Source organism: Micromonospora sp. NPDC049275 (genome assembly GCF_043197115.1).
Classification (GTDB): Bacteria; Actinomycetota; Actinomycetes; order Mycobacteriales; family Micromonosporaceae; genus Micromonospora.
The window spans coordinates 133,130-145,223 of the sequence record NZ_JBICSN010000012.1 but is presented as its reverse complement, the minus strand read 5'-3'; the positions used below and the strand labels follow the sequence as shown (position 1 = coordinate 145,223).

The window sequence follows — 12,094 nt, the reverse complement described above, 5'->3', positions numbered from 1 at the left end:
CGCGGGGTCAGGCGGCCGCCTCGGGCTCGCGCAGGTCGAGCCAGTCGGCCCAGCGCGGGTCCGGAGCGCGGTGCCCGAGGACCCGCCAGGCGGTGCCCTTCGGCGCGGTCGGCAGGGCGTGCAGTCGCCAACCCAGCTCCGCCGGGGTCTTGTCGCCCTTGGTGTGGTTGCACCGGGCGCACGCGGCGACCACGTTCTCCCAGGCGTGCCGGCCGCCCCGGCTGCGCGGGAAGACATGGTCGATGGTCTCGGCCGGCCCCCGGCAGTAGGCGCACCGCCAGCCGTCCCGGGCGAAGATCGCCCGGCGGGACAGGCCGACGTGGGTGCGGTAGGGCACCCGGACGAAGCGGGTCAGGCGGACCACCGACGGCACCGGCAGCGCGTCGCGCGCGCTGTGCAGGATGCCGTCGCCGTCGGCGACACAGACGGCCTTGGCGGAGAGGACGAGGATCGCGGCGCGACGCACCGACACGACACACAGGGGCTCGTAGGTGGCGTTGAGGACCAGCGCGCCGGAGCCCACCGTGGGTCGTATGTCAGGCATCGCGCTCACCCTCCCGGTTCAGCGGCTGCTGCGAAACGCCGCCGACCGGAGCCGGGCACGAGGGCCCGCACCGTCGACGCCCGTTCGATCACCGACGTCCGTTGCGCCAATAGTCCCTGATCGGACCCCGGATTGCACGTACTAATCCGGGGTCGGACATGAAGCTCTTTCCCGCACCTGTCACGATGGCCGGTTCGCCCCGGTCCGATCCGGCGCTCGGCCGCATCTCACCCGGCCGGTGGGTCGGCGGCGGTCGGTCCGGGGCATTGCGGTACGAAGACAGGGTGAGTGCCGCCAGCGAGACGCCCCTTGCCCTGTCCGACGCCGTGTCGGTGAACTGCCAGGGCAGCACCTACTGTGAGTGGATCTACGGGATCACCAGGTCGGCCTGGTTCGCCGAGGGCAGCTACTGGATCCTGCTCAAACCGCTGCGGGTGCTGCTGATACTGGCGCTGGCGATGGTGGCCCGCTGGGCGCTGCACCGGACGATCGACCGGCTGGTCCGGACGACCACCGACGGCGCGGTGCCGACCATGCTGCGGCCGCTGCGCGAGCGGGTGCCCACGGCGGCCGTCGACCCGGCCGAGTTCGTGCCGGAGCGCCGCCGGCAACGGGCCGAGGCGATCGGCTCGGTGCTGCGCAGCCTGACCACCGCCTTCGTCTTCGGCATCGCGCTGCTGATGATCCTGCGCGAGTTCAGCTTCGACCTGGCCCCGCTGCTGGCCAGCGCCGGGATCGCCGGCGTCGCCCTGGGTTTCGGCGCGCAGAGCCTGGTGAAGGACCTGATCGCCGGGCTCTTCATGCTCATCGAGGACCAGTACGGCGTGGGCGACAACGTCGACCTGGGCGAGGCGACGGGTGTCGTGGAGTCGGTCGGGTTGCGGGTCACCACTGTCCGTGACGGACGCGGCGTGCTCTGGTACATCCGCAACGGCGAGATCGTCCGGGTGGGCAACAAGAGCCAGGGCTGGGCGCTGGTGGTGGTGGACCTGCCGATCGGCTTCAGCGGTACGGAGGAGGCCAGCGCCGTGCTGCGGACGGCCGCCGCCTCTGTCGCGCTGGACCCGGAGCTGTCGCCGGAGATCGTGGAGGCGCCGGAGGTGTTGGGCGTCGAGCAGATGACTGTGGACGGCGCCGTGCTCCGTACGGTGGTGAAGACGACCGCCGACGGTCAGTTCGCGGTGGGCCGGGAGCTGCGCCGCAGGCTGGCGGAGGCGCTGGAGAACTCGGGGATCACCGCGCAGATCGCCGCCGCCCGCATCTATCCCGGTGTGTCGAGCCGGCCGTTGCCGGAGGGTGAGACCGGCCAGGGTGGTGCCACCTGACGTCGGCGACACTGGCCGGCGATACAGGGGTCGCGAGCCGCCCGGCCCCTCAGGTATCGTCCGTTCGTTCAGTCGGGGATGCGACGAACGATCCGTTCGCACTAGCTAGTTGTCAGACGATCGGGCAGAATCCGGAGCACGCGTTCCCGCCGGAGCGTGGTCACATCCTCGCTGATCCGTAGATCTGACGAGAGTTTCCGGGCCGGCCGCCACGAGTTGCCGTTCCGGGGGCCGATGGAGGCGACGGTGCCCGACGAGCGACCTTCCGCGGAAGGCCCGGCCACTTTTCGCGAAGTGTTCGCCCAGCGCGAGTACCGTGCTGTCTTCACTGCGGGGACACTGTCCTGGGTCGGTGACTACGTCGCCAAGGCAGCGGTGACTCTCCTCGTCTACCAGGAGACCAGTTCCGTCGCGCTCTCCGCCACCGCGTTCGCGGTGAGCTACCTGCCGTGGCTGCTCGGCGGCCCTCTGCTCGCCGCGCTGGCCGAGCGGCACCCGTACCGGCGGGTGATGGTGACGTGCGACGTGATCCGGATGGCGCTGATGCTGCTCATCGCCATCCCGAACCTGCCGGTCCCGGCGGTGCTGGTGCTCCTCTTCGCGACCACGCTGGCCAACCCGCCGAGTCAGGCCGCGAAGTCGGCGCTGATGCCACAGATCCTCGCCGGGGACCGGCTGGTGGTCGGGTTGTCGCTGAACGCCAGCATCGGGCAGGCCGCGCAGGTCGTCGGCTACCTGCTCGGCACCGGTGTCGCGTCGATCAATCCCTCGGCGGCACTGCTGTTCAACGCGGCCACGTTCGGCTTCTCCGCGCTTCTCGTCCGCCTCGGTGTGCGGCACCGGCCGGCGGCGATGACCAGCGCGGACCGCTCGCACCTGCTCCGGGAGACCGGCCAGGGGTTCCAGATCGTGTTCGGCACACCGGTGCTGCGGGCCATCGCAGTGCTCGTCTACAGCGCGATGCTCTTCTCGATCGTCCCCGAGGGGCTGGCGGCAGCGTGGGCCAACGAGGGCACCAAGGGCAGCATGGACGCGGGCACCGCCCAGGCAGTGATCATGGCCGCCAACCCGGTGGGCTTCATCCTGGGTGGGCTGCTGGTCAGCAGGATCTTCGGCCCGGCCCGCCGGCTGGCTCTGATGCGGCCCCTCGCGGTGTTCTCCCCCCTGGTGCTGGTGCCGGCGCTGTTCGACCCGCCACCACTGGTGGTGGCGTTACTGGCCGCCCTGTGCGGGTTCGCGGTCGCCGGGATGACGCCGATGGCCAACGGGCTCTTCATCCGGGCGCTGCCGAACGGGTTCCGGGCCCGCGCGTATGGCGTGATGGCCACCGGCGTCCAGGTCATCCAGGGTCTTGCGGTGCTGGTCACCGGGCTGCTCGCCGAACGGTTCTCCATTCCGGTGGTGGTCGGGGTGTGGAGCGCGGCCGGAGTGCTGCTGATGACGGTCACCGCCCTGCGCTGGCCGGACAAGCAGACGGTGGACGACGCCGTGGCGGCCGCCGCCGCCGCGAACGGCGAGGCGATCCCCGAGCCGGACGGCACCGCCGCTGAGGGCACGGCGGCGGGCAGCGACCCGGGGCCCGTCGCTGACCGTCGCCGGCACGCGGTCACCTGATCGGCGGCGTGAGCCGACGCACGGTCTCCGGGTCGGGCCGGCGGCCGACGCGCCTGGCAGGATGGAACGGTGAACCCCGCAGGTGAATCCGACCGTCCCGATGCGTCGATGACCCTCTTCGAGGCGGTCGGCGGTGAACCCACCTTCCGTCGGCTGGTGGACGAGTTCTATGTCGGCGTCGCGAGCGATCCGCTGCTGCGTCCCATGTACCCCGAGGAGGACCTGGGTCCGGCGGCCGACCGGTTGACCCTGTTCCTGATGCAGTACTGGGGTGGGCCGAACACGTATTCGGCGCAGCGCGGGCACCCGCGGCTGCGCATGCGGCACGCTCCGTTCCGAATCGGCGTGGCCGAGCGGGACGCCTGGCTGCGGCACATGCGCCAGGCGGTGGACCGGCTCGACCTGGAGCCGCCGCTCGCCGTCGCCCTCTGGGACTACCTGGAGCGGGCCGCGTACTTCATGGTCAACATGATGGAGGACCCGGCCGGGCGCGCCTGACGGCGCGCTCCGGCACGGACGCCGCGGCCTGCCTCAGAGCAGTGCGCCCTCGTCGTGCAGCCAGTCCACGAAGCTGGTGGCCACGGCCGCCCCGCAGTCGAGCATCTCGACCAGCAGAGCGTCGTGGGTGCCGGCGCCCAGCGGCACCTGCAACTCGGCGTAGATCGGCAGTTGCCCCCGCTCGGTGGGGTCGCCGATGTACGCCTTGCAGAAGCGGCGGGTGTGGTTCCACTCGTTGACCACCCGGTAGGCCCGGTCGGCCCAGTCCGGCGGAACGGTGGCGTGCGGGCGGGCCCGCATCACCAGGATCTCGTCCTCCGGGCCCTCGAGGGTCACCAGCACGGCGTGCCGCTCCCACATGGCCAGCAGGTTGCCGTCGCCGTCGGCCAGGTAGCGCACGTCGAGCAGGTCGAGTGCGTCACAGACACGGCGCAGGCTCACCGGCTCGATGGTCGCCGGCATCTCGGTCAGTACGGGTCGGTCGCTGCCGGGGCAGTCGTCCCCCGGCTGGCGAGGGCTCGGCGGGCCGACCCGGACCGCGCTCTCCACTGTGATCCCGCTTCGGGTTTCCGGATCGCCGCCGTCGGCGGGACCGGGGCGCCATGACCACCACGGCATCGCTCGTCGCACCTCACTCCCCAGCGGATCCAGACGCCTACGGTGCGTTGGATCCGAGGATGGACGGTACCCGGACAGCCGGGTTGAAGCATCCCCCCAACGGCCGCACCAGCCCAGAAGAATGAGCTGGGGTCATCCGAACGGATGAGTTGTGAGGGGTGTCACGGCAAGATCGGTGGCCTTCTGCAACCAAGCCGCTCCGTATGGTGCCACCAGACCCACCCAACGGCCCGCCACCCGCACCTGCACCTCGGAGCCCGCCGGGGCGTCGGCCGCGCCGAGGAAACCCATCCGGACCAGCCCCTGCACCAGCCGCTGCGGCACCTCGACGGCGGGGCCCGGCGGATCGTCCGGCGTGACCCGTACGGCCACATGGTCGAGCAGCGCGTCGCGCAACGCGCGCTGACCCACCGCGCGGCCCGCCACCCCCTGCTCGCTCGCGGTGCGCAGGGTGCCCGCCGCCGCCTCGGCGATCCGTCGCAGCTCCACGCTGGGCAGTACCTCCACCGGCTCGCTGCGCGCCGGTGGCAGCGGCCAGCGCCACTGCGCGTCGCGGCGGGCCGGCAGCGCCGCGCCACCGCGTTCCAGCTCGGCCAGCAGGTCGGCGGCCCCCACCGTGACGTCTCCGGCCGCCGCACCCGCGACAGTGCGGGTCACCAGCACCTGCCACGGCAACCGGGCGAACAGGGTGACCCGGCCGGGTGCGCCGGCCGGCCGCAGCCGGACCGGCGCCGCCGCGTCCAGCCGGACCAGCCGGGCCAGGAAGGCGCCCGCGTCGGCCACGCCTGTCACGCCGTGCGCGGACGGCGACGCCGCCACCCGGTCCGGGCCGGCGGCGCCCGGCCGCGTCACGCCCCGCCGCCCTGCGGGGCGTACGTGAGCAGGAAATCCCGCTCCTCGGCGGTGATCCGCCGGGGCACCTGGCGGGTCAGGTCGAACGGCACCAGCACCGAGCGGGCGCGGCTGGCCAGCACCTCGCCGTCGTACAGCTCGTAGGCGACTGTGAACCGCGACGCCTTGATCTCCTCCACCCACAGCTCGATGCGGACGGTGGGCGCGGCCTCCGCGGTGGCCCGACCCAGCGCGTAGTCGACCGGGCGCAGGTAGTCGACCTCGTGCCGGCGGATCACCACTCCGTCGGCGAACGAGCCCACTCCCCACGCCCGGCCGCCGGCGAACATCAACGCCACCCGCGCCTCCTCGTAGAGCGTGAGAAAGCGCGAGTTGTTGACGTGGCCGTACGCGTCCAGGTCGGACCAGCGCAGCGTGCAGTGGTAGACGAACCGGTCGGACATCAGTCGCGGGTCAGCTTGCGGTAGGTCACCCGGTGCGGCCGGGCAGCCTCCGCGCCGAGGCGGTCGATCTTGTTCTTCTCGTACGCCTCGAAGTTGCCCTCGAACCAGAACCACTTGGCCGGGTCCTGGTCGTCGCCCTCCCAGGCCAGGATGTGCGTGGCGACCCGGTCCAGGAACATCCGGTCGTGGGAGATGACCACGGCGCAGCCGGGGAACTCCAGCAGGGCGTTCTCCAGGCTGGAGAGCGTCTCCACGTCCAGGTCGTTCGTCGGCTCGTCGAGCAGGATGACGTTGCCGCCGATCTTCAGGGTCAGCGCCAGGTTGAGCCGGTTGCGCTCACCGCCGGAGAGCACCTTGGTCGGCTTCTGCTGGTCCGGACCCTTGAACCCGAACGCGGCGATGTACGCCCGCGACGGCATCTCGACCTTGCCCACCATCAGGTAGTCCAGACCGTCGGAGACGACCTCCCAGACGGTCTTGTCGCCGTCGAGGCCCTGCCGGTTCTGGTCGACGTACGACAGCGAGACGGTGGGGCCGACGCGGACCTCGCCGCCGGTCGGCTCCTCCAGCCCGACGATGGTCTTGAACAGCGTGGTCTTGCCGACGCCGTTCGGGCCGATGATGCCGACGATGCCGTTGCGCGGCAGCGAGAACGACAGGTTGTCGATCAGCAGCCGGTCGCCGAAGCCCTTGCTGAGGTCGTTCGCCTCGATCACCGTGCTGCCCAGGCGCGGGCCCGGCGGGATCTGGATCTCCTCGAAGTCCAGCTTGCGGGTCTTCTCCGCCTCGTTGGCCATCTCGTCGTACCGGTCCAGGCGGGCCTTGGACTTGGTCTGCCGGGCCTTGGCGTTGGAGCGGACCCACTCCAGCTCCTCGGTGAGGCGCTTCTTCATCTTGGCGTCGCGACGACCCTCGACGGCCAGCCGGGCGGCCTTCTTCTCCAGGTAGGTGGAGTAGTTGCCCTCGTATCCGATGGCGCGGCCCCGGTCCAGCTCCAGGATCCAGCCGGCCACCTTGTCCAGGAAGTACCGGTCGTGGGTGATCGCCATGACGGTGCCGGCGTACTTGGCCAGGTGCTGCTCCAGCCAGGAGACGCTCTCCGCGTCCAGGTGGTTGGTGGGCTCGTCGAGCAGCAGCAGGTCGGGCGCCTCCAGCAGCAGCTTGCAGAGCGCCACCCGGCGGCGCTCGCCGCCGGAGAGCTGGGTCACGTCGGCGTCCGGCGGCGGGCAGCGCAGCGCGTCCATGGCGAGTTCGAGCTTGGAGTCGATGTCCCACGCGTCGGCGTGGTCCAGCTCCTCCTGGAGCTTGCCCATCTCCTCCATCAGCTCGTCGGAGTAGTCCGTCGCCATCTGCTCGGCGATCTTGTTGAACCGCTCCAGCTTGGCCTTGGTCTCGGCGACCGCCTCCTCGACGTTGCCGAGGACCGTCTTGGCGTCGTTGAGCGGGGGCTCCTGGGCGAGCATGCCGACGGTGTAGCCGGGCATCAGCCGGGCCTCGCCGTTGCTCGGCTTGTCCAGCCCTGCCATGATCTTGAGGAGGCTGGACTTACCGGCGCCGTTCGGGCCGACCACACCGATCTTGGCCCCCGGCAGGAAGCTCAGCGTCACGTTGTCGAGCACGACCTTGTCGCCGTGCGCCTTGCGCGCCTTTTCCAGGACGTAGATGTACTGGGCCACGGTGCGGGCTACCTCCGTCGGATTGCTGTCGCCTGAGTCGGCGGCGCGGCGCGGGCTGGGACCTGCACCCGCCGCCGCCGGCCGGGAGCCGGCCGCGCGCACGCCATCGTCAATCCTGACAGGTACGGCGCGCTTCGCCCACATCACCCCGCCCCAGGAGTACGCGGAGAGCGATCGCCAACCCATGATCCACTCGACTTTGTGGAAATCGGGCCGTCCCCCGCGCCTGGATGCACCGGTTTCAAGAAACCGGAGTCGATCACCCCGGTGATCATCGACCTCTGACCGACGCGGCTGTCGACAAGATCACCCTCAGGATTTCGAGGAGTACGAGGCGGGTAGGAGACTCCGGCACGGGGCACAAGACGCCGCAGCTACGCTCAGTACGCTCATCGCGGTGGACCCGTCAGCACCCGGAGGTGGCCGATCGTGACCGTCCGTAGCTCCTTTGTCGTAGTGGCGAACCGTCTGCCGGTCGACGAGGTGAGCACACCCGAGGGACGGCAGTGGCGACGCAGCCCCGGCGGGCTGGTCACCGCGCTGCATCCCGTGCTCGCCGAACACCAGGGCACCTGGGTCGGCTGGGCCGGCGGCACCGGCGCCGCCCCCGAGCCGTTCGACCTGGAGGGCATCCGGCTGCATCCGGTCCCGCTCAGCGCCGAGGAGCTGGAGCGCTACTACGAGGGCCAGTCCAACGCGACGATCTGGCCGCTCTACCACGACGCGGTCGAGACACCGGCGTACAAGCGGCGCTGGCGGGAGGCGTACCGCCTGGTCAACGCGCGGTTCGCGGAGGCCGCTGCGGACGTGGCGGCCGAGGGCGCGACGGTCTGGGTGCAGGACTACCAGCTCCAGCTCGTCCCGGCGATGCTCCGCGAGCTGCGCCCGGACCTGCGGATCGGGTTCTTCCTGCACATCCCGTTCCCGCCGATCGAGCTGTTCATGCAGATGCCGTTCCGCACCGAGATCCTGCGGGGCCTGCTCGGCGCGGACCTGGTGGGCTTCCAGCAGCGGCTGGCCGCGCAGAACTTCGTCCGGCTGGCCCGGCACCTGCTCGGGCTGCGCTACGAGGGGCAGATGATCCAGGTCGACGGTCGACAGGTGAAGGCGGGCGCCTTCCCGATCTCCATCGACACGCAGGAGATGGAGCGGATGGCCGCCGACCCGGCGATCCAGGCGCGGGCCAAGCAGATTCGCGCCGAGCTGGGCGACCCGAAGACGATCATCCTGGGCGTGGACCGGCTGGATTACACCAAGGGCATCGAGTTGCGGCTCAAGGCGTTCCGCGAGTTGCTAGCTGACGGAAAGTTGACAGTTCCGGACGCCGTTATGGTGCAGGTGGCCACGCCGAGCCGCGAGCGCGTCGAGCACTACCAGGCACTTCGGGTCAAGGTGGAGCGCGAGGTTGGTCGGATTAATGGCGAATTCGGCCGAGTCGGCGTGCCTGCCGTGCATTACCTCCATCAGTCGTACAGTCGCAGTGAACTGGCCGCGATGTACGTTGCTGCGGACGTGATGATGGTGACCCCGCTGCGAGACGGCATGAACCTCGTGGCCAAGGAGTACGTCGCATCCCGTGCCGACCAGGGCGGTGCGCTCGTGCTCAGTGAATTCGCCGGCGCCGCAACGGAGCTGCGCCAGGCCTTTCTGTGTAACCCGCACGACCCGGACGCGGTCAAGGACGCCCTGCTCCGGGCCGTGCACGTGGAAAAAAGCGAGGCGCGCCGCCGGATGCGGACAATGCAACGTCACCTGCGTACCCACGACGTGGGGCACTGGGCCAAGTCTTTCCTCTCCGAGCTCGGAGTTCCCGAGGCGGAGGCCGCGTGAACACGTCCGTCAACGACGGAGCGGCGATCGCCACCGGGGTGCTGGACCCGGAGCTGCGCTCCGCCATCGGCCGGATCGCCCGGGTTCCCCAGCTCCTGATCGCCTGCGACTACGACGGCACACTCGCGCCGATCGTGGAGGACCCGAGCACCGCCGTACCGCTGCCCGAGGCGGTGGCGGCGATCCGCGCGCTCGCCGCGCTGCCGCAGACGAACGTGGCGGTGGTCTCCGGCCGGGCGCTGCGGGATCTGGCCACGCTCTCCCGGCTGCCCAGCGAGGTGCACCTCGTCGGCAGCCACGGCTCCGAGTTCGACATCGGCTTCGTCGAGCGCCTCTCGCCCGAGTTGGTAGCCGTCCGCACCCAGGTGCGTAACGCGCTGCGCGAGATCGCCGCCGAGCACCCGGGCATCCGGCTGGAACGCAAGCCGGCAAGCGTCGCCGTGCACACCCGGGGCGTCGACCCGCAGGTCGCCGCCGCGGCCATCGAGGCGGTCCGCAACGGTCCGGCCAGCTTCGACGGCGTCACTGTGACGCAGGGCAAGGAGGTCATCGAGCTGTCCGTGGTGGCCACCCACAAGGGCACCGCCGTCGACCAGCTCCGGACCCAGCTCTCGGCCAGCGCGGTGCTCTTCATCGGCGACGACGTCACCGACGAGAACGCCTTCGGCAACCTGCACGGCCCGGACCTGGGCATCAAGATCGGCCCTGGCGAGACCAAGGCCGGCTTCCGGGTGGCCGAGCCCATCGAGGCCGCCCGCGCGCTCGGGCTGCTGCTGGAGACCCGTCGACACTGGCTGTTCGGCGAGCGGGCGGTGCCCATCGAGCGGCACTCCATGCTGGCCAACGGTCGTACGGTCGCGCTGCTCACGCCGGAGGCGAAGGTCAGCTGGCTTTGCCACCCCAAGCCGGACTCGGCGGCGATCTTCGCCGACCTGGTCGGTGGCAGCCCGGCCGGGCACTTCAGCGTCGCCCCGGAGCGCGGGGGCATCCCGCTGGGCCAGCGCTACCGCTCCGGCACGATGACAGTCGAGACCCGGTGGTCCGGGCTCACCGTCACCGACTGGTTGGACAAGCCGGCCCGGGAGACCACTCCGGACGACAGCCCGGCGGTCATCACCGGCGACTCGACACTGGTCCGGGTGCTCACCGGCAGCGGCCGGGTGCGGCTGGAGTTCGCGCCCCGACCCGAGTTCGGTCAGGTCGCCGTGCAGATGCAGCCGCTCGGCGACGGCCTGCTGGTGCTCGGCTCCAACGAGCCGGTCGCCCTCTACTCCCCAGGGGTGGAGTGGCAGGTCAACAACGACGGCGGGTACGAGACCGCCAAGGCTGTCGTCGACCTCTCCGCCGCCGGTGGGCAGGTCGTGCTGGAGCTGCGCTTCGGCACGCACAGCCTGGAGCACCACCGGGTGCCGATCCACGAGCGGCAGGCCGCGGCCGAGCAGCCGTGGAAGGACTGGGTGGCGTCGCTGCGACTGCCGTCCACCTCCCGCGACCTGGTGGCCCGCAGCGCGCTCACCCTGCGCGGGCTCTGCCACGAGGCCACCGGCTCGATCCTGGCCGCCGCCACCACCTCGCTCCCCGAGGAGCTGGGCGGCGTCCGCAACTGGGACTACCGCTACTGCTGGCTGCGCGACGCCGCGCTGACCGCCCGCGCGCTCGTCGACCTCGGTTCCATCGAGGAAGCCGAGGCGTTCCTGCGCTGGGTCGACGGCTGCATCGAGCGCACCGGTGGCCACCCGGAGCGGCTGCACCCGCTCTACACCATCGACGGCTACGAGCTGGGCGCCGAGGCGGTCATCGACACGCTGCCCGGGTACGCCGGCTCCCGGCCGGTCCGGGTCGGCAACCTCGCCAACCACCAGCTCCAGTTGGACGTGTTCGGCCCGATCGCCGACCTGATCGCGGCCGTCGCCGACGCGCGCGGCTCGGTCCGTGACGACGAGTGGCGGGTCCTGGAGAACATGGTCGAGGCGGTCCGCCGCCGTTGGCACGAGCCCGACCACGGCATCTGGGAGGCCCGGCTGCCACCCCGGCACCACGTCTTCTCCAAGGTGATGTGCTGGATGACAGTCGACCGGGCGCTGCACGTGATGCGCCAGCACGGCGGCGAGGACCGGTCCGAGTGGAAGGACCTGCGCGACCGGATCGGCGCCAACGTGCTGGAGCACGGCTGGCACTCCGACGTCGAGGCGTACAGCGTCGCGTACGGGGACGAGGACATGGACGCCTCGTCGCTCTGGATCGGGCTCTCCGGCCTGCTCCCCGGCGACGACCCGCGCTTCCTGTCCACGGTCCTGAAGATCGAGGCGGACCTGCGCAGCGGCCCGGTCGTCTACCGCTACCACTGGGACGACGGCCTGCCCGGCCGCGAGGGTGGCTTCCACATCTGCACGGCGTGGCTCATCGAGGCGTACCTGCGCACCGGCCGCCGCACCGACGCCGAGGAGCTGTTCGCGCAGATGGTGCTCACCGCCGGCCCGACCGGGCTGCTCCCAGAGCAGTACGACCCGCTCGCCGAGCGCGGCCTGGGCAACCACCCGCAGGCGTACAGCCACCTGGGTCTGATCCGCTGTGCCCTGCTGCTGGACAACATGCTCAAGCAGTAACGACAGCACGTACGACGACGGGGCCGGAGGCGCAAGCGCCTCCGGCCCCGTCGCGTCAGGCAGGGCAGATCTTGGACAGTTTCCGTTC

Annotated in this window: 10 protein-coding genes; 5 read left to right on the top strand and 5 right to left on the bottom strand. The window is 71.0% G+C overall.

Annotated features, from left to right (window positions below):
- Positions 1 to 7 precede the first annotated feature (7 nt).
- Positions 8 to 544 (bottom strand): HNH endonuclease, encoded by a 537-nt coding sequence (locus tag ACGFIE_RS27135; protein ID WP_354860605.1) that lies wholly within the window; start codon positions 542 to 544, stop codon positions 8 to 10.
- A 266-nt stretch (positions 545 to 810) separates the two neighbouring features.
- Here ACGFIE_RS27135 and ACGFIE_RS27130 point away from each other — a divergent pair, with 266 nt between their 5' ends.
- The 3 genes from ACGFIE_RS27130 (at position 811) to ACGFIE_RS27120 (ending at position 3,981) form a co-directional block, all read left to right on the top strand.
- The gene (locus tag ACGFIE_RS27130; RefSeq protein WP_393299813.1) at positions 811 to 1,869 is read left to right on the top strand and encodes a mechanosensitive ion channel family protein; all 1,059 of its coding nucleotides are present in this window, start codon (positions 811 to 813) and stop codon (positions 1,867 to 1,869) included.
- Positions 1,870 to 2,103: 234 nt separating this feature from the next.
- Complete coding sequence (locus ACGFIE_RS27125) at positions 2,104 to 3,483, top strand: MFS transporter (RefSeq protein ID WP_393299678.1); 1,380 nt, start codon at positions 2,104 to 2,106, stop codon at positions 3,481 to 3,483.
- A 108-nt stretch (positions 3,484 to 3,591) separates the two neighbouring features.
- A complete protein-coding gene (locus tag ACGFIE_RS27120) occupies positions 3,592 to 3,981 on the top strand; it encodes a globin (protein ID WP_363679614.1) in 390 nt (129 codons plus the stop codon).
- Between the two features lie 33 nt (positions 3,982 to 4,014).
- Here ACGFIE_RS27120 and ACGFIE_RS27115 read toward each other — a convergent pair whose 3' ends face one another.
- From ACGFIE_RS27115 to ettA, 4 genes are all read right to left on the bottom strand, one after another.
- On the bottom strand, positions 4,015 to 4,599 hold the full coding sequence (locus ACGFIE_RS27115; protein ID WP_363679616.1) for a YbjN domain-containing protein: 585 nt from the start codon (positions 4,597 to 4,599) through the stop codon (positions 4,015 to 4,017).
- Between the two features lie 132 nt (positions 4,600 to 4,731).
- Complete coding sequence (locus ACGFIE_RS27110) at positions 4,732 to 5,451, bottom strand: hypothetical protein (RefSeq protein ID WP_393299675.1); 720 nt, start codon at positions 5,449 to 5,451, stop codon at positions 4,732 to 4,734.
- Positions 5,448 to 5,894, bottom strand: a complete 447-nt coding sequence (locus ACGFIE_RS27105; protein ID WP_007464226.1) for a thioesterase family protein — start codon at positions 5,892 to 5,894, stop codon at positions 5,448 to 5,450. The genes ACGFIE_RS27110 and ACGFIE_RS27105 overlap by 4 nt, the downstream gene beginning before the upstream one ends.
- Complete coding sequence (gene ettA, locus ACGFIE_RS27100) at positions 5,894 to 7,570, bottom strand: energy-dependent translational throttle protein EttA (protein ID WP_363679620.1); 1,677 nt, start codon at positions 7,568 to 7,570, stop codon at positions 5,894 to 5,896. Before ettA ends, ACGFIE_RS27105 begins: the two co-directional genes overlap by 1 nt.
- A 429-nt stretch (positions 7,571 to 7,999) precedes the next feature.
- Here ettA and ACGFIE_RS27095 point away from each other — a divergent pair, with 429 nt between their 5' ends.
- Both ACGFIE_RS27095 and otsB read left to right on the top strand, forming a co-directional pair.
- Entirely contained in the window at positions 8,000 to 9,400 is a 1,401-nt protein-coding gene (locus ACGFIE_RS27095; protein WP_363679622.1) for a trehalose-6-phosphate synthase, read from the top strand.
- Complete coding sequence (gene otsB, locus ACGFIE_RS27090) at positions 9,397 to 12,006, top strand: trehalose-phosphatase (RefSeq protein ID WP_393299670.1); 2,610 nt, start codon at positions 9,397 to 9,399, stop codon at positions 12,004 to 12,006. Before ACGFIE_RS27095 ends, otsB begins: the two co-directional genes overlap by 4 nt.
- The last annotated feature ends 88 nt before the right edge of the window (positions 12,007 to 12,094 follow it).